We start from the raw sequence: 24,086 nt of genomic DNA on the forward strand, positions 1-24,086 counted from the left end.
GTTACGTACTTGCGTTACGTGCCTGAGCGGATCAGCCGAGCCGCAGCCCGCGCCAGATCCTGATCACTTCTCGCCGCTCCGTCTGGAAGTGCTCGCCGCTCACGACCCCGGCCTCCTTCTGCAGTGCCAGGCGGTGTGCGGCTGCGCGATAGGCCTTGTAGGCCTCCTGCAGGAGACGGACGTCCTCGCTGGCGATCAGGCCAGCCCGTTCCAGTCCTTCCAGAATGCGGATGTTGTCGGTGAATTCGAGCAGCGCCGGGTGTTCTCCGGACCAAGCTAGAACCGCATATTGCACCATAAATTCGATATCGACGATACCACCGGCGTCGTGCTTGAGATCGAAGGCTGCCGAGGCCTCGAAGGCATTCGAGGCAGTGCCGGCGGCGGTCGCGCGGGTGCCCAGGTTGTCGCGCATCTTGGCGCGCATCTCGCTGACTTCGGTACGCAACGCGTCGAGATCGCGCGGCCGCGCCAGCACCTCGGCGCGCACCGTCTCGAAGGCCGCCTGCACGCGCCGGCAGCCGGCCAGCACGCGGGCGCGGACCAGCGCCTGGTGCTCCCAGGTCCAGGCTTCCTGCTCCTGGTAACGCTGGAACGCTCCCAGCGAACTCACCAGCAGGCCGGCCGCGCCGCTCGGACGCAGGCGCATGTCGACCTCGTAGAGAGTACCGGACGGGGTCTGCGCGGTGAGGAAGTGAATGATCTTCTGCCCCAAGCGGGTGAAGAATTGCGCGCCATCGATGGACCTGGCGCCATCGGTCTCGCACTGGGGGTCGCCATCATGGATGAACACCAGGTCGAGGTCCGAGCCGTGGCCGAACTCCAGCCCGCCGACCTTGCCGTAGCCGACGATGACGAAATCCGGATCGCACGGCGTGCCGTCGGCGCGCAGCGGCCGGCCGTGGCGCTGCACCAGTTGCCGCCAGGCCAGCTCGAGGACCTCGACGAGGATCGCCTCGGCCAGCCAGGTCAGGTAGTCGCTGACCTTCATCAACGGCAGCGTGCCGGCGATCTCCGAGGCCGCCACCCGCAGGCCGTGGGCCAGCTTGAAGTGGCGGAGGGTCTCCATCTGCTGCTCGAGGTCGTCCTCGGGAATCCGCATCAGCCGTTCGCGCAGCTCGGCGGCCAGCTCGGCGGCCTGCGGAGGACGGAACAGGCGCCCCTCGTTGAGCAGCTCGTCGAGCAGGATCGGGAACCGCGCGATCTGCTCGGCGACCATCGGACTGGCCGCGCACAGCGTCAGCAGACGCTCCAGCGCGCCGGGATTCTCGGTCAGCAGCACCAGGTAGGCGGAACGCCGCGCCACCGCCTCCACCAGCGGCAGAACCCGTTCCAGCACCAGGTCCGGCTGGGGATTTTCCACGGTCATCGCCAGCAGGCGCGGAACGAAGGCATCCAGGCGCTCCCGGCCGAGACGCTGCATGGCCCGCACCTGCGGACCATGACGGAGGTCGCTCAGGCGCTTCCAGGCCGCCGCGGCATCGACGAATCCGGCGTCGGCCAGTTGCCGACCGGCCGCCTCCTCGTCCAGCGCCTCTTGCCATAGCGGAATCCACTCGGCCCCGACGCCACCGCAGTCGGCCTCGCCGCTCTCGTCCTCGTCCGGGTCGGCGATCACCTGGCGGAAATGCCAGTCGATGCGCTCCCGCCAGTGGCTCAGGCGCTCGTGGAATGCGGCCCAGCTGGCGAAACCCATGATGAAGGCGACGCGGATGCGGTCGTATTCGTCGCTGGGCAGCATCTGCGTCTGGCGGTCGGCCAGTGCCTGGATGGCATGCTCGGCGTAGCGCAGGAACTCGTAGCCGCCGCGCAGTTCCTCGACCACCGCCGGCGGCAGGTAGCCCTGCCCCTCCAGGGTCGCCAGCACTTTCAGCAGCGGCCGCTGTTGCAGGCTCAGGTCGCGTCCGCCATGGATCAGCTGGAAGGCCTGGGCGATGAATTCCACTTCGCGGATGCCGCCCTCGCCCAGCTTTATGTTTTCCGACATGCCCTTGCGCCGCACCTCCTGCTGGATCAGCTGCTTCATGGTGCGCAGCGCCTCGATGGCGGAAAAGTCCAGGTAGCGCCGGTAGACGAACGGCCGCAGCATGCCGAGCAGTTGCTCGCCGGCCTGCCGGTCGCCGCCGACCACCCGCGCCTTGATCATCGCGTAGCGTTCCCAGTCGCGCCCCTGGTCCTGGTAGTACTGTTCCAGCGCGGCGAAGCTGTAGACCAGCGGCCCGCTGGAGCCGTAGGGGCGCAGGCGCATGTCGACGCGGAAGACGAAGCCGTCGACGGTGATCGCGTCCAGCGCCTTGATCAGCTTCTGCCCCAGGCGGGTGAAGAACTCCTGGTTGTCCAGCGAACGCTTCGCCCCCTCGGTCTCGCCGCCCTCCGGGTACCCGAAGATCAGGTCGATGTCCGACGACAGGTTGAGCTCTACCGCGCCCAGCTTGCCCATGCCGAGGATCACCATCCGCTGCGCCTCGCCGGAGCGCCGGCCGATCGGCGTGCCGAACTGCTCGCACTGGCGCCGATGGAGCCACTCGCAGGCCAGGTCGATGCAGGCGTCGGCCAGGGCCGACAGGTCGCGACAGGTTTCCGCCAGCGCCGCGCGGCGGGTCAGGTCGCGCCAGATGATGCGCACCTGCTGGCGGGTGCGGAAACGCCGCAGGCGACGACCGAGCTCGTCCTCGTCGGCGCAATCCTCCAGCCGCGCCTGCAACTGGCCGCGCAGTTCGCCGGGCGCCAGCGGGTTCTCCAGCTCGCCGCGCTCGGCCAGCTCCAGCAGCATCGCCGGGTCGCGCACCGTCTGCTCGGCGACGAAATCACTGGCCGCGGCCACTCGCCGATAGTCCTCCAGGCGCTGCGCGGGCCAGGCGTCGAGACGGGCCGGAGCGGCTTCATCGAGGGTGGCGACGGCGTTACGAAGGGCATTCCCGGCGCGTTCGGCGGCGGGCAGCAGGGTGGCCGGCAGATTCACCGGCGAAGGCAGGCTCATGGTCTATCCTGTTTGGGCTTCCGACCGAAGACCACAGGCTCGACGCACAACGTCGGAAAGGCTCTACAGCGGGCCTTATAGCCTGACAGCGACAATCGAAATGTAGTTTTACTACTAAAAATTGTATCCAGAGGGCTGTTTCTCAGACTGATCTGTAGTAAAACTACAAGTCGCCGGGTACACCCCCGGAGAACATCCAAGAATTAGCTGCGGTCGCCCACGAGGCCGGCCGCTCACCTATGGCATCCGATTCTGGAAGCCTTTCCGCCCTGGAGCAAGCCATGCAAGACCTCGATCCCGTCGAAACCCAGGAATGGCTGGACGCCCTGGAGTCCGTACTCGACCGCGAAGGTGAAGACCGCGCTCATTACCTGATGACCCGCATGGGCGAGCTGGCCAGCCGTAGCGGCACCCAGCTGCCCTACGCGATCACCACGCCCTACCGCAACACCATTCCGGTAACCCACGAAGCACGCATGCCCGGCGACCTGTTCATGGAACGCCGGATCCGCTCCCTGGTACGCTGGAACGCCCTGGCGATGGTGATGCGGGCGAACAAGCACGACCCGGACCTGGGCGGCCACATCTCCACCTTCGCCTCCTCGGCGACCCTCTACGACATCGGCTTCAACTATTTCTTCCAGGCCCCCACCGACGAACACGGCGGCGACCTGGTGTTCTTCCAGGGCCACGCCTCCCCCGGCGTCTACGCCCGCGCCTTCCTCGAAGGCCGTATCAGCGAGGAACAACTGGAGAACTTCCGCCAGGAAGTGGACGGCAACGGCCTCTCCTCCTACCCGCACCCCTGGCTGATGCCGGACTTCTGGCAGTTCCCCACCGTGTCCATGGGCCTTGGCCCGATCCAGGCGATCTACCAGGCACGCTTCATGAAGTACCTGGAAAGCCGTGGCTTCATCCCCGCCGGCAAGCAGAAGGTCTGGTGCTTCATGGGTGACGGCGAGTGCGATGAGCCGGAATCCCTCGGCGCGATCTCCCTGGCTGGCCGCGAGAAACTGGACAACCTGATCTTCGTCATCAACTGCAACCTGCAGCGCCTCGACGGCCCGGTACGCGGCAACGGCAAGATCATCCAGGAGCTGGAAGGCGTGTTCCGCGGCGCCGAGTGGAACGTCAACAAGGTCATCTGGGGCCGTTTCTGGGACCCGCTGTTCGCCAAGGACACCGCCGGCCTGCTGCAGCAGCGCATGGACGAGGTCATCGACGGCGAATATCAGAACTACAAGGCGAAAGATGGCGCCTACGTGCGCGAGCACTTCTTCGGCGCGCGTCCGGAACTGCTGGAAATGGTCAAGGACCTTTCCGACGAGGAAATCTGGAAGCTCAACCGCGGCGGCCACGACCCCTACAAGGTCTATGCGGCCTACCACCAGGCGGTCAACCACAAGGGCCAGCCGACCGTCATCCTGGCCAAGACCATCAAGGGCTACGGCACCGGCAGCGGCGAAGCGAAGAACATCGCGCACAACGTGAAGAAGGTCGACGTCGACAGCCTGCGCGCGTTCCGCGACAAGTTCGACATCCCGGTCAAGGATGCCGACCTGGAGAACCTGCCGTTCTACAAGCCTGAAGAAGGCAGCGCCGAAGCCAAGTACCTGGCCGAGCGCCGCGCCGCGCTGGGCGGCTTCATGCCGGTGCGCCGGCAGAAGAGCATGAGCGTGCCGGTTCCGCCGCTGGAGACCCTGAAGGCCATGCTCGATGGCTCCGGCGATCGCGAGATCTCCACCACCATGGCCTTCGTGCGGATCATCTCGCAACTGGTCAAGGACAAGGAACTCGGCCCGCGCATCGTCCCGATCGTGCCGGACGAGGCCCGTACCTTCGGCATGGAAGGCATGTTCCGCCAGCTCGGTATCTACTCCTCGGTCGGCCAGCTCTACGAGCCGGTGGACAAGGACCAGGTGATGTTCTATCGCGAGGACAAGAAAGGCCAGATCCTCGAGGAAGGCATCAACGAGGCCGGCGCCATGTCCAGCTGGATCGCCGCCGGGACCTCCTACAGCACCCACAACCAGCCGATGCTGCCGTTCTACATCTTCTATTCGATGTTCGGCTTCCAGCGCATCGGCGACCTGGCCTGGGCCGCCGGCGACAGCCGCGCGCACGGCTTCCTGGTCGGCGGCACCGCCGGGCGCACCACGCTGAACGGCGAAGGCCTGCAGCACGAGGACGGCCACAGCCACCTGCTGGCCTCGACCATCCCGAACTGCCGCACCTACGATCCGACCTACGCCTACGAACTGGCGGTGATCATCCGCGAAGGTTCGCGGCAGATGATCGAAGAGCAGCAGGACATCTTCTACTACATCACCGTGATGAACGAGAACTATGTCCAGCCGGCCATGCCCAAGGGCGCCGAGGAAGGCATCATCAAGGGCATGTACCTCCTCGAGGAGGACAAGAAGGAAGCCGCTCACCACGTGCAACTGCTGGGCTCCGGCACCATCCTGCGCGAAGTCGAGGAAGCGGCCAAGCTGCTGCGCAACGACTTCGGCATCGGCGCCGACGTCTGGAGCGTGCCGAGCTTCAACGAGCTGCGTCGCGACGGCCTCGCCGTCGAGCGCTGGAACCGCCTGCACCCGGGCCAGAAGCCGAAGCAGAGCTACGTCGAGGAGTGCCTGGGCGGCCGTCGCGGCCCGGTGATCGCCTCCACCGACTACATGAAGCTCTACGCCGAGCAGATCCGCCAGTGGGTTCCCTCCAAGGAGTACAAGGTGCTCGGCACCGACGGCTTCGGCCGCAGCGACAGCCGCAAGAAGCTGCGCAACTTCTTCGAGGTGGATCGTCACTGGGTGGTGCTGGCCGCGCTCGAGGCGCTGGCCGATCGCGGCGACATCGAGCCGAAAGTGGTGGCCGAGGCCATCGCCAAGTACGGTATCGATCCGGAGAAGCGCAACCCGCTGGATTGCTAATTCGCTCCATACTCCCCTCGGCAGCGAGGGGTTTCGAGCACGCCGGCGCCGCCAACGGGCAGCGCCGGCTCACAACGAACCAAGGACCAAAAGTCTTTGTTTTGCGCGCCGCACAGCGGTGGTGGCACGTAAAAGGAGAGGAATGTGAGCGAACTCATTCGCGTACCCGACATCGGCAACGGTGAGGGTGAAGTCATCGAGCTGCTGGTCAAGCCCGGCGACAAGGTCGAGGCCGACCAGAGCCTGCTGACCCTGGAATCCGACAAGGCCAGCATGGAAATCCCCAGTCCCAAGGCCGGGGTAGTGAAAAGCATCAAGGCGAAGGTCGGCGACACCTTGAAGGAAGGTGACGAGATCCTCGAGCTGGAAGTGGAAGGCGGCGAACAGCCTGCCGAAGCCAAGGCCGAGGCAGCGCCCGCCCAACCGGAAGCGCCGAAAGCCGAAGCACCTGCTCCCGCCCCGAGCGAAAGCAAGCCGGCCGCCCCCGCCGCGGCCAGCGTCCAGGACATCAACGTCCCGGACATCGGCTCGGCCGGCAAGGCCAACGTCATCGAGGTGATGGTCAAGGCCGGCGACACGGTCGAGGCCGACCAGTCGCTGATCACCCTGGAGTCCGACAAGGCCAGCATGGAAATCCCCTCGCCGGCCCCCGGTGTGGTGGAAAGCGTGACGATCAAGGTCGGTGACGAAGTCGGTACCGGCGACCTGATCCTCAAGCTCAAGGTCGAAGGCGCCGCTCCGGCAGCCGAAGAGAAGCCGGCGGCCGCTCCGGCCCAGGCCGCGGCACCCGCCGCCGAGCAGAAGCCCGCCACGGCGGCCCCCGCGCCGGCCAAGGCCGATGCCGCGGCCCCGGTCGGCGCGCCCAGCCGCGACGGCGCCAAGGTGCATGCCGGCCCGGCCGTGCGCATGCTGGCCCGCGAGTTCGGCGTCGAGCTGAGCGAAGTGAAGGCCAGCGGTCCGAAAGGCCGCATCCTCAAGGAAGACGTCCAGGTCTTCGTCAAGGAGCAGCTGCAGCGCGCCAAGTCCGGCGGCGCGGGAGCCACCGGCGGTGCCGGCATCCCGCCGATCCCGGAAGTCGACTTCAGCAAGTTCGGCGAAGTGGAAGAAGTGGCGATGACCCGCCTGATGCAGGTCGGCGCCGCCAACCTGCACCGCAGTTGGCTGAACGTGCCGCACGTGACCCAGTTCGACCAGTCGGACATCACCGACATGGAAGCCTTCCGCGTCGCCCAGAAAGCCGCGGCGGAGAAGGCCGGGGTCAAGCTGACCGTGCTGCCGATCCTGCTCAAGGCCTGTGCCCACCTGCTCAGGGAACTGCCGGACTTCAACAGTTCGCTGGCCCCCAGCGGCAAGGCGCTGATCCGCAAGAAATACGTGCACATCGGCTTCGCCGTGGACACCCCGGACGGCCTGCTGGTCCCGGTGATCCGCGACGTCGACCGGAAGAGCCTCCTGCAGTTGGCCGCCGAGGCCGCCGAGCTGGCCGACAAGGCCCGCAACAAGAAGCTCTCCGCCGATGCCATGCAGGGCGCCTGCTTCACCATTTCCAGCCTCGGCCATATTGGCGGCACCGGCTTCACGCCGATCGTCAACGCGCCGGAAGTGGCGATCCTCGGTGTGTCCAAGGCGACCATGCAGCCGGTGTGGGACGGCAAGGCCTTCCAGCCGCGCCTGATGCTGCCGCTGTCGCTGTCCTACGATCACCGGGTGATCAACGGCGCCGCCGCGGCGCGCTTCACCAAGCGCCTGGGCGAGCTGCTGGCGGACATCCGCACCCTGCTCCTGTAATACCTGCGCCGCTCCCGAGGGAGCGGCCAGCCCCTCTCGCGAGCAAGCCACGCTCGTCTCTCGGCCCCACCGGATGGTGGGGCTTTTTTTTGTCCACCCGGGCCTCGGCGCGATCCCCGCCTCCCTCTCGCCATCCAGGCGCAAGCCCGCCCCGCCACCAGGCGTCCCGCGCCAGGCACGGCGAGCGGCAGGCAGGCGACGAAAGATTCCGCGCCCAGCGCCAACCCTACGAAAAACAAGGCTTTTCCGGGAACCCGGCAATCCTCCGACCGTCCGGCGGTTTTTTCCGGCGAACGCTTAACTTGGGGCCTGCCGGGCCGATACAGAGTTACTTGTCAGACCAATCGGCATCATGCACCCTTTGCCAGCACCCCATCGAAACGGGTCGAGGCCTCCCCCTCGCTCAGTACCTGGAATCAGCCTCGCATGAAAAGTCATCCCGATGCCGCCAGCCGTTCGGCGGCCGAGGTTGTCACGCAGCTCCCCGTGCCATCGCGGCTCGGGCTGCTGCGTTTCGAGCGGCTGAACGAGCCGAGCTGGGCCCTGCTGTTCCTCGATCCCGCCTGCGAGCGCCAGCTCGGCCTGCCGGCGACCACGCTCTGCGCCCTGCTCGATGCGCCCTACGCCAGCCTGATGGAGCCCCAGGCCCGCCACCACCTGCACGAGCGGATCCAGCAGCAACTGGTGCAACGCCCCTACTACCAGGTGGGCTACAAGCTGCACACGCCCAACGGCGTGCTGCACGTGCTGGAATTCGGCGAACCGTTCAAGCAGCACGGCCGCCAGTTGCTGCACGGCTACCTGATGGTCGACGAACGACCGGCGCTCGCCGAGCACAGCGACGACCTGCTCGACCTGGAGTCGCAGAACCTGCGCCTGAAGGCCTCCCTGGATCTCTACCAGCGTTCCCAGGACGACCACCTGCAGCACCTGTTGCGCTCGCGCACCCAGCAGAACCTGATCGTCCGCCTGGCCCGCCACCGCTACCTGTCCAGCGACCCGCTGCTGGAAGCCGCGCAACTGATCACCCAGGCCGCCTGCGAAGCCTACGGTACGGCGCGGGCCGGCATCTGGCGGTTGCACGACGACCAGCGCCTGGAAGCGGTGACCGTCTACCGCCGCGACCTCGACCAGTACGAGAAGCCCCAGGGCATCGACGCCAGCCGCTATCCCGCCTACCTCGAGGCGGTCAACGGCGGACGCGCCATCGACGCCCATAACGCGCAGCGCGATCCGCGCACCCAGGAACTCTACAAGGACTACCTGAAGCCGCTGGGGATCAACGCCCTGCTCGACGCCACCATCCGCATCGGCGGCGAAGTGGTCGGCGTACTCTGCCTGGAACATGCCGGCGAGAACCGCATGTGGCAGAGCGACGAGATCGCTTTCGCCGGCGAGCTCGCCGACCAGTACGCGCAGGTCCTGATGAACCACGAGCGGCGCAATGTCTCCAGCGCCCTGCACCTGTTCCAGCGCGCGGTGGAACAGAGCGCCAGCGCCTTCCTGCTGATCGACCGCGACGGCGTGGTGGAATACGTCAACCCCAGCTTCACCTCGATCACCCAGTACAGCGCCGACGAAGTACGCAATCGCCGCCTGTCCGAGCTGCCGGCGCTGGAGAACCTCAGCGAACTGCTGTTCGACGCGCGCTCGGCGCTGACCCAGCAGAACAGCTGGCAGGGCGAGTTCCGCAGCCGACGCAAGAACCACGAGCCGTACTGGGGCCAGCTGTCGCTGTCGAAGGTCTACGACGACCTCGGCGAGCTGACCCACTACATCGGCATCTACGAAGACATCACGCAGAACAAGCTGGCCCAGCAGCACATCGAGAAACTCGCCTACCGCGACAACCTCACCGGCCTGGCCAACCGGCACTACTTCATCGGCGCCCTCGAGGAGCGCCTGGAAAGCAGTGGCGACCGTCCGCTCAGCCTGCTGCTGGTGGACATCGACAATTTCAAGCGGATCAACGACAGCCTCGGCCACCAGACCGGCGACAAGCTGCTGGTCAGCCTGGCCCGACGCCTGCGCAGCTGCCTCGGCGACGGCGCCACCCTGGCGCGCTTCGCCAGCAACGAATTCGCCGTGCTGCTCGACGACACCGCGGTGGAAAAGGGCGAAAGCATCGCCGCGCAGGTCCTGCACATGCTCGACAAGCCGCTGTTCGTCGACAACCAGCTGATCAACATCACCGGCTCCATCGGCCTGGCCAGCGCCCCGCAGCACGGCTGCGACCCGCAGACCCTGATGAAGTACGCCGGCCTCGCGCTGCACAAGGCCAAGGCCAACGGCAAGCACCAGGTCCAGGTGTTCACCGAGGCGCTGACCGCCGAGGCCAGCTACAAGCTGTTCGTCGAGAGCAACCTGCGCCGCGCCCTGACGCAGAACGAACTGGCGGTGCACTACCAGCCCAAGCTGTGCCTGCGCAGCGGCCAGTTGCTCGGCCTGGAAGCCCTGCTGCGCTGGCAGCATCCGGAAAAAGGCATGATCCGCCCGGACCGCTTCATCAGCGTGGCCGAGGAAACCGGGCTGATCGTGCCGATCGGCAAGTGGGTGATCCGCGAAGCCTGCCGCCAGGCCCGCGAGCTGGCCGAGGCCGGGCTGGGCGAGCTGCAGATCGCCATCAACCTGTCGCCCAAGCAGTTCACCGACCCGGACCTGGTCGGCTCGATCGCGGCGATCCTCCACGAAGAGAACATCCCGGCCAGCCAACTGGAGCTGGAGCTCACCGAAAGCCTGCTGCTGGACGCCACCGACGATACCCGCCAGCAACTCGAGCGCCTGAAGAGCCTGGGCCTGACCCTGGCGATGGACGACTTCGGCACCGGCTACTCGTCGCTGAGCTACCTGAAGAAATTCCCCATCGACGTGATCAAGATCGACCGCAGCTTCATCAAGGACATCCCCGACAGCCAGGACGACATGGAAATCACCTCGGCGGTGATCGCCATGGCTCACAACCTCAAGCTCAAGGTGGTCGCCGAGGGAGTCGAGAGCGCCGAGCAACTGGCCTTCCTCCGGCGCAACCGCTGCGACATCGGCCAGGGCTACCTGTTCGACCGGCCGATCCCCAGCGACCTGCTCAACACCAGCCTGCTGCGCTATCCCTGCCGTACCCTGCACTGATCGCCGAAGCCTCCCCCGCTGTCGCGGAAAGGCTGTACTCTCTCCTCATCCGCGAGTCATTCGCCTACCCCCGAGCAGGAGACGAGAGCCATGGTTCTGCGTTCTGAAATCCTCACCAAGAAAAGCGAACTGCCCACCCCGGAGCAGGCCCTGCCGGGCCGTGAAAGCGCCATGCCGCTGCCCGAGGCGCACTTCGTCAACGGCCGCCCGCTGACCGCGCCGTTCCCCGCCGGGATGCAGCAGGTGCTGTTCGGCATGGGCTGCTTCTGGGGTGCCGAGCGCCGCCTGTGGCAGCAGCCGGGGGTCTGGGTGACCGCGGTGGGCTATGCCGGCGGCTACACGCCGAACCCGACCTACGACGAGGTCTGCTCCGGCCTGACCGGCCACAGCGAGGTCGTGCTGGTGGTCTACAACCCGCAGGAGACCAGCTTCGAACAACTGCTGAAGGTGTTCTGGGAAGCCCACGACCCGACCCAGGGCATGCGCCAGGGCGGCGACATCGGCACCCAGTACCGCTCGGTGATCTACACCTTCGACGCCGCCCAGAAGGCCGCGGCCATGGCCAGCCGGGAAAGCTTCCAGGCCGAACTGGCGAAGGCCGGCTACGACCGCATCACCACCGAGATCGCCGACGTGCCGCCGTTCTATTACGCCGAGGCCTACCACCAGCAGTACCTGGCGAAGAACCCCAACGGCTACTGCGGCCTGGGCGGCACCGGAGTGTGCCTGCCGGCCTGACGGCTATTCGGCCACCAGCCAGTCGAGACGCCAGCCACCCTGGCTCTGCGCCATGGCCTCGGCCAGCCAGGGCAGCAGGTCGCGCAGTTCGTCCTCCAGCGGCCACGGCGGATTGACGATGGCCAGCCCGGAGCCATTGAAGCGCTCGGCGGCGTCGATCGGATGCACGTGCAGCTCGGCACGCAGCAGCTTCGGCGCTGCGCTGCGTTCCAGGGCCTGGTAGAAACGCTTGAGCTGGCGCTCGTCCTTGATCGGATACCAGATCACCACCACCGTCTGGCGCATCCGCCCGATCGCCTCGTCGAGCGCGGCGACACAACGCTGCAGTTCGTCGGCCTGTTCGAAGGGCGGGTCGATCAGCAGCACCGCGCGCTTCTCCGGCGCCGGCAGGAACGCCCGCGGCAGCAGCCAGCCGTCGCCCTGGTGCACGGCGACCCGCCGCTCACCGGCCATGTTGGCCTTGAGCAGGCGGCCGTCCTCGGGATGCAGTTCGTTGAGCAGCACGCGGTCCTGGGCGCGGGTCAGGCGCCGCGCCAGTTCCGGCGAGCCCGGGTAGTAGCGCAGGGAACCGTCCGGATTCAGATGGCGGACCACGTCCAGGTAATCATCCAGCTGCTCGGGCAGGCCTTCGCGCTCCCACAGGCGGGCGATGCCCTGCTGCCACTCGCCGGTGCGGCTGGCCTCGTCACCCTGCAGGTCGTAGAGACCGACCCCGGAGTGGCTGTCCAGGTAGGCGTACGGCGTGTCCTTGCGCCCGAGCAGGGCGAAGATCCGCGCCAGCACCAGGTGCTTGAAGACATCGGCATGGTTGCCGGCGTGGTAGGCGTGACGGTAGTTCATGATGACTGCTCCTTGGGCGCCGCCATTGCCGGCGATCTCCGGCGGATACGCGCCGACAACGCGTCGGCGCAGGCCCCCGCCGGCAGGCGGGGCGCGGATTCTACCAGCCTCGCCAAGGCTTCGGCAGCGGCCGCGCCGTCGCAGGTTTGGCGCCTGTATCACGCATATCGATGTTGGTTGGCGACCTTCATTCACCAGCCTAGACTGCCCCGGCATATTCGCGCCGCGCGGCGCCGATGGTCCGCGCAGCCGCCCACGATTCCCTTCGCCGAGGTCGCCATGTCCGAAACCCTGCTCAGTTCCCGCAACCTGGCGTTCGAGCTGTATGAAGTCCTCGATGCCGAAGCCCTGACCCAGCGCCCGCGCTTCGCCGAACATAGCCGCGAAACCTTCGACGCCGCGCTCGGCACCGCGCGGAGCCTGGCGGAAAAGCTGTTCGCCCCGCACAACCGCAAGGGCGACGAACACGAGCCGCTCTATGAGAATGGCTCAGCCACGCTGATTCCGGAAGTGAAGCCGGCGGTGGATGCCTTCCTCGACGCCGGCTTCCTCAACGCCACCCGCAGCTTCGAGCAAGGCGGCATGCAGTTGCCGACCCTGCTGTCGCAGGCCTGCTTCGCCCACTTCCAGGCGGCCAACGTCGGTAGCTCGGCCTATCCGTTCCTGACCATGGGCGCCGCCAACCTGATCGAGAGCTTCGGCAGCGAGGAGCAGAAGCAGCGCTTCCTGCAACCGATGATCGAGGGCCGCTTCTTCGGCACCATGGCCCTCACCGAACCGCACGCCGGCTCCTCCCTCTCCGACATCCGCACCCGCGCCGAAGCGGCCGCCGACGGCAGCTATCGGATCAGGGGCAACAAGATCTTCATCTCCGGCGGCGACCACCCGCTGTCCGAGAACATCGTACACATGGTCCTGGCCAAGCTGCCGGACGCTCCGCCCGGGGTGAAAGGCATCTCGCTGTTCATCGTGCCGAAGTTCCTGGTCAACGCCGACGGCAGCCTCGGACCGCGCAACGATGTGATCCTCGCCGGCCTGTTCCACAAGATGGGCTATCGCGGCACCACCTCCACCGCGCTGAACTTCGGCGACAACGGCGCCTGCGTCGGCTACCTGGTGGGCAAGCCGCACCAGGGCCTGGCCTACATGTTCCAGATGATGAACGAGGCGCGCATCGGCGTCGGCATGGGCGCGGTGATGCTCGGCTACGCCGGCTACCTCTACTCCCTCGAATACGCCCGCGAACGCCCGCAGGGTCGCCTGCCGGACGGCAAGGATCCATCCGCGCCACAGGTTCCGATCATCCGCCATGCCGACGTGCGACGCATGCTGCTGGCCCAGAAGACCTACGTCGAAGGCGCCTTCGACCTGGGCCTGTACGCCGCGCGCCTGTTCGACGACAGCCAGACCCTGGAGGACGACGAACAGCGCCGCCAGGCCCACGAACTGCTCGACCTGTTGACGCCGATCGTCAAGTCCTGGCCCTCGGAGTTCTGCCTGAAAGCCAACGAGCTGGCGATCCAGATCCTCGGCGGCCACGGCTACACCCGCGAATACCCGGTGGAACAGTACTACCGCGACAACCGCCTGAACCCGATCCACGAAGGCACCCACGGCATCCAGTCGCTCGACCTGCTGGGGCGGAAGGTCGGGCAGAACAACGGCGCCGGCCTGCGCCAGCTGACGCGCCTGATCCAGGACGCCTGCCGGCGCGCCGAAGCCCATCCGTCCCTGGCCGCCCTGCGCCAGCCGCTGGAACGGCTGGTGGCGCGGCTGTCCGAGGTGACCCTGGCGCTGCTCGGCGACCTGATGCAGGGCCAGGTCAACCAGGGCCTGGCCAACTCGGCGCTGTACCTGAAGGTGTTCGGCCATGCGGTGATCGGCTGGCGCTGGCTGGAGCAGGCGATCCGCGCCGAGGAAGGGCTGGCCCGCGGCGACTCCGCCGACACCGGTTTCTACCGCGGCAAATTGCAGGCCGCGCGCTACTTCCTGACCTGGGAAGTGCCCGGCTGCCACCACGAACTGGCGCTGCTGGAAGCCCGCGACGATGTCTGTTCGAGCATGCAGGAAGACTGGTTCTGAGCCTGCCTGCCCTTTCCCGCCCCGGTCACGTCCGGGGCTTTTTTATGCGCGCCGCGCTTTCCAGCGCCCGCCATCGGGAAGGGTCCGGCGGCGAAACACGAGCGAGCCGCCACGACAACGCCGAAGCCGCGGAATTCCTTTGAAAAAACCGCCGGCACCTCTTTGCAGCCCGCCAAATTCGCAGGTTAGAATCACTTGGCATGCGGCCTGCATCCTGTCTACGTAATTCCCCTACGTAAAACCGACCCGTAGCGTCGCCTTCCCCCTGTCTCGCCGCGAGGAGGCCGACCTTGGACGCCGTCACCGTCAACAATTTCTTCCTGATCGGGGCGGTGCTGGTCGGCATGAGCATCCTGGTCAGCTCGCTGTCCTCCCGCCTGGGCATCCCGATCCTGGTGATCTTCCTCGCCGTCGGCATGATCGCCGGCAACGACGGGGTCGGCGGCATCGTCTTCGACAACTATCCGATGGCCTACCTGGTGGGCAACCTGGCGCTCGCCGTGATCCTCCTCGACGGCGGCCTGCGCACCCGCGTCTCCAGCTTCCGCGTGGCGCTGTGGCCGGCGCTGTCGCTGGCGACCCTGGGCGTGCTGGTCACCACCGGCCTGACCGGCATCGCCGCCGCCTGGCTGTTCGACCTGCACTGGATGGAAGGCCTGCTGATCGGCGCCATCGTCGGCTCCACCGACGCCGCGGCGGTGTTTTCCCTGCTCGGCGGCAAGGGCCTCAACGAACGGGTCACGGCAACCCTGGAGATCGAGTCGGGGAGCAACGACCCGATGGCGGTGTTCCTCACCGTGACCCTGATCGAAATGCTCGCCAGCGGCCAGACCGGCCTCAGCTGGGGCTTCGTCCTGCACCTGCTGCAGCAGTTCGGCCTCGGCGCGCTGCTCGGTCTAGGCGGCGGCTGGCTGCTGCTGCAACTGATCAACCGCATGCACCTGGCCGGCGGGCTCTACCCGCTGCTGGTGATCAGCGGCGGCCTGCTGGTATTCGCCCTGGCCAACGCCGTCGGCGGCAGCGGCATCCTGGCCATCTACCTGTGTGGCCTGCTGCTGGGCAACCGGCCGATCCGCAGTCGCCATGGCATCCTGCACATGCTCGACGGCATGGCCTGGCTGGCGCAGATCGGCATGTTCCTGGTCCTCGGCCTGCTGGTCACGCCCCACGACTTGTGGCCGATCGCCCTGCCGGCGCTGGCCCTGGCGCTATGGATGATCCTGGTGGCGCGGCCGCTGTCGGTGCTGATCGGGCTGATCCCGTTCCGCGCCTTCCACGACCGCGAGAAAGCCTTCATCGCCTGGGTCGGCCTGCGCGGCGCGGTGCCGATCATCCTCGCGGTGTTCCCGCTGATGGCCGGCCTGCCGAACGCCCAGCTGTTCTTCAACGTGGCCTTCTTCATCGTCCTGGTCTCGCTGCTGGTACAGGGCACCAGCCTGCCCTGGGCGGCGAAGCTGCTGCGGGTGGTGGTGCCACCGGACCCGGCGCCGATTTCCCGGGCCGGCCTGGAGATCCACCCGACCAGCGAGTGGGAACTGTTCGTCTATCACCTGAACAAGGAAAAGTGGTGCATCGGCGCCGCCCTGCGCGAGCTGAAGATGCCCGAGGGTACCCGGATCGCCGCGCTGTTCCGCGGCACCCAGCTGCTCCACCCGTCGGGCAGCACCATCCTCGAGGCCGACGACATTCTCTGCGTGATCGGCCACGAGCATGACCTGCCGGCCCTCGGCAAGCTGTTCAGCCAGGCCCCCGATCGCGGCCTCGGCGCGCGTTTCTTCGGCGACTTCGTGCTGGAAGGCGACGCCCAGCTGTCGGCGGTCGCATCCCTCTATGGCCTGAAGCTCGACGGCGTCGACGGCGAACAGCCGCTGGGCCGCTTCATCGCCCACGAGATCGGCGGCGAGGCGGTGATCGGCGACCAGGTGGAATGGAACGGCCTGACCTGGACCGTCGCCGCCCTGGAAGGCAACCGCATCCGCAAGGTCGGTGTGAAATTCCCGGAAGGTCGCGCGGGCCCGGGACTTTTCCTCTGATCTCCTGTCGAATACCCGCTTCGGGGCGTCTTGCGGCGCCCCGGGGCCGCCACTAACCTGCACTCACCCTTCTTCGAGTCCGTTCTCGACCATGCCTGCCCTCCGCCTCCTGATCGCCACCGTTTTCCTGAGCCTCTGCCTCGCTGGCCTGCCCGCCTTCGCCCAGGGCGAGCCGCCCTCGGCCGAGGAGGTCCAGCAGAGCCTCGACAAGCTGGCCGAGCGCAAGCTCGCCGAAGCCGACCAGAAGGTCGCCAAGGCCAGCCTCGAACAGACCCTCAAGTTCCTCGCCGCGCGCGACGAAGCGCTCCAGAGCCTGGAGGACCTGAAGAAGCGCCTGAGCGACGCGCCGCGCCAGATCGAGGACAACCAGCGCGAACTGGAGCGCCTGAAGAAAACCCGCGAGCGTCCGGTGAGCGAGCGCTACAGTGGCGAGAGCGCGACCCGCCTGGAAATGCTGCTCAACGAGCGCACCACCCAGCAAGCCGAATGGCAGAAGGCGCTGGGCGAGGCGAACAGCCTGTCGATCACCGCCGAGACCCGCCCGGAGCGGGCCCAGGCCGGGATCAGCAGCATGCAGGCGCGGATCCTGGAGATCGGCTCGCTGCTCAAGGCCAGCAAGGAAAGCGGCAAGGCGATCAACGCCGACCGCCGTGGCGAGCTGCTCGCCGAGCAGGCCGCGCTGGGCGTGCAGAGCCAGCTGCTGCGCCAGGAGCTGGCCGGCAACAACCTGCTGCAGGATCTCGGCAAGAGCCAGCACGACCTGCTCACCGAAAAAATCTCCCGCCTGGAAAAGGAAACCCTCGACCTGCAGGCGCTGATCAGCGAGAAGCGCCGCGAGCAGTCGGAAAAGACCGTCGCCGAGCTGTCCAAGGAAGGCGCCCAGGGCGCCGGCACCGACAGCCTGCTGAGCCAGGAGAACGCCAAGAACCTGCGTCTCTCCGACTACCTGCTGCGCGCCACCGACCGCCTCAACGTGCTCACCCGGCGCAACCTCGAGACCAGGCAGCAACTGGACAACCTGACCCAGTCCAACCAGGCCCTCGAGGAACAGATCAACGTGCTGCGCGGCAGCCTGCTGCTGTCGCGCATCCTCTACAAGCAGAAGCAGGCGCTGCCGAAGATCAAGGCCGACCAGAGCCTGGCCGACGAGATCGCCGACCTGCGCCTCGGCCAGTTCGAGCTGAACCAGGAGCGCGACAAGCTGGCCAACCCGCAGCAGTACCTCGACGACCTGCTCGCCCGGCAACCCAGCGAGCAGGTGACACCGGAGCTGCGCCAGGATCTCGATACCCTGCTGGCGACCCGCTCCGAGCTGCTCGAACGCCTCAACCACGAACTCAACGCGCTGCTCAACGAAGCCATCACCCTGCAACTGAACCAGAAGCAGCTGCTGTCCACCAGCGAGACCCTGCGCACCACCCTCGACGAGCAGATGTTCTGGATCCCCAGCAATCAGCCGCTGGACCTCTCCTGGTTCAAGATGACTCCGAGCCTGCTGAAGGCGCAGCTCACCGAGATTCCCTGGGGCTCCGGCGTGCGCGAGCTGGGCGAGGGCCTGGTCGACCGCCCGCTGCTGTTCCTGCCGCTAGTCCTGCTGATCGCCGCGCTGCTGTGGAAGCGCCGCTACCTGTACGACAAGCTGGCGGAGCTGAACGACGACATCGGTCACTTCAAGCGCGACAGCCAGTTGCACACCCCGCTGGCGATCCTGATCACCATCCTCCTGGCGCTGCCCGGCACCCTGACCTTCGCCGTCGCCGGCCTGGCCCTGCTGCTCGACGCCCGCGGGCAGAACGCCACCCTCGGCAGCGCCCTGCTGGAAATGGCCCAGGTCTGGCTGTTGTTCTATACCGCGCACCGCATCCTCACCCCGGGCGGCATCGCCGAGCGGCATTTCCACTGGAGCCGCGAACAGGTCGGTTTCCTCGACAGGCAGCTGGTCCGCCTCGGCGTGGTGGTGCTGGCGCTGGTCGGCGTGGTGACGGTGGCCGAGCACCAGCCGGCGAGCCTGGCCGACGACGTCATCGGCATCGCCGTGGTTCTCCTCGGCTACGCGGCCATGGCCTGGCTGCTCAGCCGCCTGCTGTTCAGCAGCCCGGGCGAGGAACGCCCGTCGCTGATCAAGATGCTGGTCGGCATGCTCTTCACCGCGTTGCCCCTGGCGCTCTTCGTCGCGGTCTGCTTCGGCTACTATTACACCTCGCTGAAGCTCACCGACCGTCTCATCGACACCCTCTACCTGCTGATGCTCTGGTTCGTCATCGAGGCCGCCTTCGTCCGCGGCCTGAGCGTGGCGGCCCGGCGCCTGGCCTATGCGCGGGCGCTGGCGAAGCGGCAGCACGCGGCGAAGGAAGGCGCCGACGGCGAAACCAACGTCGAGGAGCCGACCCTCGGCATCGAGCAGATCAACCAGCAATCGCTGCGGCTGATCCGCCTGGCCCTGCTGATCGGCTTCATCGTCTGCCTGTACTGGGTCTGGGCCGACCTGATCAGCGTGATCTCCTACCTCGACAACGTCACCCTCTACCAGTACACCGCTGGTACCGGTGAGACGGCCACCAGCGTGCCGATCAGCCTGCGCGACTTCCTCGCCGCGCTGGCCATCGCGGTGGTCACGGTAGCCCTGGCGCGCAACCTGCCCGGCCTGCTCGAGGTGCTGGTGCTGCAGCGCCTGACCCTGGCCCAGGGCAGCGCCTACGCCACTACCACGCTGCTTTCCTATGCCATCAGCGGCATCGGCATCGTCAGCGCTCTGTCCACCCTGGGGGTCAGCTGGGACAAGCTGCAATGGCTGGTGGCGGCGCTCTCGGTGGGCCTCGGCTTCGGCCTGCAGGCGATCTTCTCCAACTTCGTTTCCGGCCTGATCATCCTCTTCGAGCGCCCGGTGCGGATCGGCGACGTGGTGACCATCGGCAACCTGTCCGGCACGGTCAGCCGGATCCGCATCCGCGCCACCACCATCACCGACTTCGACCGCAAGGAAATCATCGTCCCGAACCAGACCTTCATCACCGGGCAACTGGTGAACTGGTCGCTGAGCGACACCGTGACCCGGGTCACCATCAAGATCGGCCTGGCCTACGAGACCGACCTGCCGCTGGCGCGCAAGCTGATGATGCAGGCGGTCAAGGAAAACCCACGGGTGCTGCGCGATCCGGAACCGTTGCTGTACTTCCTGACCATCAGCGCCAGTACCTTCGACTACGAGCTGCGCTTCCACGTGCGCGAGCTGGGCGACCGCAACCCGTCCACCGACGAGATCCTGACGAAGATCGCCACCAGCTTCCGCGAACACAGGATCGACATGGCCTTCAACCAGGTCGACGTGTTCGTCAAGAACCTCCAGGGTCAGCAGGTCCAGTTGTTCGTCGGCGAGCCGCAGCACAGCGGCGCCGGCAATCCGCCCGCGCTCAAGGGCCAGGACGGCCCCGCCGAACCGACCCGCTGAGCCGGCGGGCCTGGACGCCCTCCGGCAAATCCCAGCACAATGCTCGGGAATTGCCGGAGGCCTCTCTTGAAATCACTCGACGACCTCGACTTCGACAACCGTTTCGCCCGCCTGGGCGACGCCTTCTCCACCGAAGTCCTGCCCGACCCCATCGCCGAGCCGCGCCTGGTGGTGGCCAGCCCGGCCGCCCTGGCGCTGCTCGACCTGCCCGCGGAGGCCAGCGACGAGCCGGTGTTCGCCGAACTGTTCGGCGGGCACAAGCTGTGGTCGGAAGCCGAACCGCGAGCGATGGTGTATTCCGGCCACCAGTTCGGCTCCTACAACCCACGTCTGGGCGACGGCCGTGGCCTGCTGCTCGGCGAAGTGCTCAACCAGGCCGGCGAACACTGGGACCTGCACCTCAAGGGTGCCGGCCAGACGCCCTATTCGCGGATGGGCGACGGACGCGCCGTGCTGCGCTCGTCGATCCGCGAGTTCCTCGCTTCCGAGGCCCTGCCGGCGCTGGGCATTCCCAGCAGCCGGGCGGCCTGCGTGATCGGTTCGAGCACGCCGGTCTGGCGCGAGAAAAAGGAAAGCGCGGCGATGCTCCTGCGCCTGGCGCCCAGCCACGTGCGCTTCGGCCACTTCGAGTACTTCTACTACACCCGCCAGCACGACCAGTTGAAACAGCTGGCGGCGTTCGTCCTGGAACACCACTTCGCCGACTGCGGCGCAGCCGAGCGGCCGTACGCGGCGATGTTCCGCCAGGTCGTCGAGCGCAACGCCGAACTCATCGCCCGCTGGCAGGCCTACGGCTTCTGCCATGGGGTGATGAACACCGACAACATGTCGATCCTCGGCATTACCTTCGACTACGGGCCCTACGCCTTCCTCGACGACTTCGACGCCAACCACATCTGCAACCACTCCGACGATAGCGGCCGCTACTCCTTCAGCAACCAGGTGCCGATCGCCCATTGGAACCTGGCCGCCCTGGCCCAGGCGCTGACGCCACTGGTGGAAGTGGACGAACTGCGCGCCAGCCTCGAGCTGTTCCTGCCCCTCTACCAGGCCCACTATCTCGACCTGATGCGCCGGCGTCTGGGCCTGGGCGTCGCCGTGGAGAACGACCAGGCCCTGGTCCAGGAACTGTTGCAGCGCATGCAGGGCAGCGCCGTGGATTACTCGCTGTTCTTCCGCCGCCTCGGCGAAGATGCCCCGGAGCAGGCGCTGGCCCGCCTGCGCGACGACTTCGTCGACCGCGAAGCCTTCGACCGCTGGGGCGAGGCCTATCGCCGCCGCGTCGAGGCAGAAGGCGGCGAACAGGCCGCGCGGCGCCAGCGCATGCACGCGGTGAATCCGCTCTACGTGCTGCGCAACTATCTGGCGCAACAGGCCATCGAAGCGGCGGAACAGGGCGATTACACGGAAGTCCGCCTGCTGCACCGGTTACTGGCTCGCCCCTTCGAGGAACAACCGGGCATGGAGCGCTTCACCCGCCGTCCGCCGGACTGGGGGCGGCATCTGGAGATAAGCTGTTCTTCCTGAGGGGCGGCGCTACAGGCAAAAACGGAATAAACACCTGCGGAAAACTTCTTAGACGCACTAAGAAAAGCCGATTATCTTCGCGGCCAGTCTTATTCCAGCCTGTTCTACCACCCCTGTCAGGCGCCGTGCCGCATGAAGATACGCGACCTCGATCTCAGCCAGAGTTCGATCAACACCGAACACCAGGCTCTGGGTCTGCCGCCCGTCGAAGATTTCGTCACCCACCCGGACGACCATCCGGTGCTGCGCGCCGCCATGTGGGCGGCGGTACTGATCCTGGTCGGCCTGCTCGGTTTCCTGGCCTGGCGCCTGTTCTTCGACAACGGCGGCACCAGCGGCTTCGAGATCATCGAGAACGCCCTCACCAGCCGCAGCTTCTGGAGCGCAGTGGCGGTCGGCTTCTTCGCCCAGGTGATCGACGGCGCGCTGGGCATGGCCTACGGCATCACCGCCACCACCTTCCTGCTCAGCGCCGGAGCCACGCCCGCCGCGGCCAGCGCCAGCGTGCACATCGCCGAAGTGTTCACCACCGGCTTTTCCGGGATTTCCCACGTCAAGCTCGGCAACGTCAACAAGTCACTCTTCCTGCGCCTGCTGCTGCCGGGAATGATCGGCGCCGTGCTCGGCGCCGTGCTGATCACCCGCTTCGACGGCCACCAGCTCAAGCCCTTCATCTCCGCCTACCTGCTGCTGATGGGCCTGTACATCCTGAGCAAGGCCTATCGCCAGGTGATCAAGCGCCGGGCACCGCGCCACGTGGCCAAGCTGGCGCTGTTCGGCGGCTTCGTCGATGCCGCTGGCGGTGGCGGCTGGGGCCCGGTGGTCACCAGCAGCCTGATCGGCTCGGGCAGCGACCCGCGCACCACCATCGGCTCGGTGAACTTCGCCGAGTTCTTCCTGACCATCGCCAGCGCCACCTCCTTCATCCTCCTCGCCGGCCAGCCGGACACCTGGAAGATGGTCGCCGGGCTGGTCTTCGGCGGCCTGTTCGCCGCGCCGTTCGCCGCCCTGCTGTGCAAGAGGCTGTCACCGCGCACCCTGCTGGTCATCGTCGGCACCCTGATCACCCTGATCAGCGCCTACAACATCTACATCGGCCTGCGCTGAAACCGACGCCGCCGCTCAGGCATAAGCGGCGAACACAACGGTCTAACCAGGCGCGCTTTTCCTTGCCCAGGCGCATTGACCCGCCCGGCGCGCTTTCCCATGCTGCGTCCTTCCAATCTGCCCGAAGGAACGCTGCATGAAACTGGAGACCCTGGCCGTCCACGCCGGCTACAGCCCCGACCCGACCACCCGCGCGGTGGCGGTGCCGATCTACCAGACCACCTCCTACGCCTTCGACGACACCCAGCACGGTGCCGACCTGTTCGACCTGAAGGTGCCGGGCAACATCTACACGCGGATCATGAACCCGACCAACGACGTACTGGAACAGCGCGTCGCGGCGCTGGAAGGCGGGGTCGGGGCACTGGCGGTGGCGTCGGGGATGGCCGCCATCACCTACGCGATCCAGACCATCGCCGAGGCCAGCGACAACATCGTCTCGGTGGCCAAGCTCTATGGCGGCACCTACAACCTGCTGGCCCATACCCTGCCGCGCATCGGTATCCAGGCGCGCTTCGCCGCCCACGACGACATCGCCGCCCTGGAGGCACTGATCGACGAGCGGACCAAGGCGGTGTTCTGCGAGACCATCGGCAACCCGGCGGGCAACATCATCGACCTGCGGGCCCTGGCCGACGCCGCGCACCGCCACGGCGTACCGCTGATCGTCGACAACACGGTAGCCACCCCGGTACTTTGCCGGCCGTTCGAACACGGCGCCGACGTCGTCGTGCATTCGCTGACCAAGTACATGGGCGGCCACGGCACCAGCATCGGCGGGATGGTGGTCGACTCCGGCAAGTTCGACTGGGCGGCGCACAAGGCGCGCTTCCCATTGCTGAACAGCCCCGACCCGTCCTACCACGGCGTCACCTACACCGAGGCCTTCGGCCCCGCCGCCTTCATCGGCCGCTGCCGGGTGGTACCGCTGCGCAACATGGGTGCGGCGCTCTCGCCATTCAACGCTTTCCTCATCCTGCAGGGCCTGGAGACCCTGGCGCTGCGCATGGAACGCCACTGCGACAACGCCCTCGCCGTGGCCCGCTACCTGCAGCAGCATCCGCAGGTGGCCTGGGTGAAATACGCCGGCCTTCCCGACAACCCCGAGCATGCCCTGGCCCAGCGCTACCTGGGAGGCCGCCCGGCGGCGATCCTGTCCTTCGGCATCCAGGGCGGCAGTGCCGCCGGCGCGCGCTTCATCGACACGCTGAAGCTGGTGCTGCGGCTGGTCAACATCGGCGACGCCAAGTCCCTCGCCTGCCACCCGGCGAGCACCACCCACCGCCAGCTGAACGCCGAGGAACTGGCGCGCGCCGGGGTCTCCGACGACATGGTGCGGCTGTCGATCGGCATCGAGCACATCGACGACATCCTCGCCGACCTCGACCAGGCCCTGGCCGCGGCCGCGCGCTGAGCGAATCGGTCAGTCCGGGCGAGCGTTCAGGTCCTTGCCCGGCCTGGCCGTCCGGCTAGGCTGGGTGGCACCA

Annotated in this window: 12 protein-coding genes; 10 read left to right on the top strand and 2 right to left on the bottom strand. The window is 67.0% G+C overall.

Translation table 11 applies throughout. From position 1 onward, the window contains the following. Positions 1-31: 31 nt before the first annotated feature. Positions 32-2,980, bottom strand: a complete 2,949-nt coding sequence (gene glnE, locus PSPA7_RS27435) for a bifunctional [glutamate--ammonia ligase]-adenylyl-L-tyrosine phosphorylase/[glutamate--ammonia-ligase] adenylyltransferase (RefSeq protein WP_012077696.1) — start codon at positions 2,978-2,980, stop codon at positions 32-34. 281 nt (positions 2,981-3,261) lie between these two features. On the opposite strand from glnE, the gene aceE reads away from it, so the two are divergent. The 4 genes from aceE (at position 3,262) to msrA (ending at position 11,562) form a co-directional block, all read left to right on the top strand. Next, positions 3,262-5,910 (top strand): pyruvate dehydrogenase (acetyl-transferring), homodimeric type, encoded by a 2,649-nt coding sequence (gene aceE, locus PSPA7_RS27440; RefSeq protein ID WP_033999948.1) that lies wholly within the window; start codon positions 3,262-3,264, stop codon positions 5,908-5,910. 144 nt (positions 5,911-6,054) lie between these two features. Further along, a complete protein-coding gene (gene aceF / locus PSPA7_RS27445) occupies positions 6,055-7,698 on the top strand; it encodes a dihydrolipoyllysine-residue acetyltransferase (protein ID WP_012077699.1) in 1,644 nt (547 codons plus the stop codon). Between the two features lie 426 nt (positions 7,699-8,124). Continuing rightward, on the top strand, positions 8,125-10,824 hold the full coding sequence (gene dipA, locus PSPA7_RS27450; protein WP_003156619.1) for a phosphodiesterase DipA: 2,700 nt from the start codon (positions 8,125-8,127) through the stop codon (positions 10,822-10,824). Positions 10,825-10,914: 90 nt separating this feature from the next. After that, positions 10,915-11,562, top strand: coding sequence for a peptide-methionine (S)-S-oxide reductase MsrA (gene msrA / locus PSPA7_RS27455; RefSeq protein ID WP_003156617.1), 648 nt, complete (start codon positions 10,915-10,917; stop codon positions 11,560-11,562). A gap of 3 nt (positions 11,563-11,565) precedes the next feature. On the opposite strand, the gene PSPA7_RS27460 is transcribed toward msrA, so the two are convergent. Continuing rightward, complete coding sequence (locus PSPA7_RS27460; protein WP_012077701.1) at positions 11,566-12,402, bottom strand: 23S rRNA (adenine(2030)-N(6))-methyltransferase RlmJ; 837 nt, start codon at positions 12,400-12,402, stop codon at positions 11,566-11,568. 279 nt (positions 12,403-12,681) lie between these two features. Here PSPA7_RS27460 and PSPA7_RS27465 point away from each other — a divergent pair, with 279 nt between their 5' ends. The 6 genes from PSPA7_RS27465 (at position 12,682) to PSPA7_RS27490 (ending at position 24,013) form a co-directional block, all read left to right on the top strand. Further along, entirely contained in the window at positions 12,682-14,484 is a 1,803-nt protein-coding gene (locus PSPA7_RS27465) for an acyl-CoA dehydrogenase (protein ID WP_012077702.1), read from the top strand. 290 nt (positions 14,485-14,774) lie between these two features. Continuing rightward, positions 14,775-16,517 (top strand): potassium/proton antiporter, encoded by a 1,743-nt coding sequence (locus PSPA7_RS27470; RefSeq protein ID WP_012077703.1) that lies wholly within the window; start codon positions 14,775-14,777, stop codon positions 16,515-16,517. Between the two features lie 91 nt (positions 16,518-16,608). Then, positions 16,609-19,965: a mechanosensitive channel MscK gene (mscK, locus tag PSPA7_RS27475; protein WP_012077704.1), complete on the top strand. Its 3,357-nt coding sequence runs from the start codon at positions 16,609-16,611 to the stop codon at positions 19,963-19,965. 66 nt (positions 19,966-20,031) lie between these two features. Next, positions 20,032-21,492 carry a protein adenylyltransferase SelO gene (gene selO, locus PSPA7_RS27480; protein ID WP_012077705.1) on the top strand — a complete coding sequence of 487 codons (1,461 nt, stop codon included), beginning with the start codon at positions 20,032-20,034 and terminating at the stop codon, positions 21,490-21,492. 132 nt (positions 21,493-21,624) lie between these two features. Beyond that, positions 21,625-22,599, top strand: a complete 975-nt coding sequence (locus tag PSPA7_RS27485; RefSeq protein WP_012077706.1) for a sulfite exporter TauE/SafE family protein — start codon at positions 21,625-21,627, stop codon at positions 22,597-22,599. Positions 22,600-22,735: 136 nt separating this feature from the next. Then, complete coding sequence (locus PSPA7_RS27490; RefSeq protein ID WP_012077707.1) at positions 22,736-24,013, top strand: bifunctional O-acetylhomoserine aminocarboxypropyltransferase/cysteine synthase; 1,278 nt, start codon at positions 22,736-22,738, stop codon at positions 24,011-24,013. Positions 24,014-24,086: the final 73 nt, after the last annotated feature.

Source organism: Pseudomonas paraeruginosa PA7 (assembly GCF_000017205.1).
GTDB classification, from domain to species: Bacteria; Pseudomonadota; Gammaproteobacteria; order Pseudomonadales; family Pseudomonadaceae; genus Pseudomonas; species Pseudomonas paraeruginosa.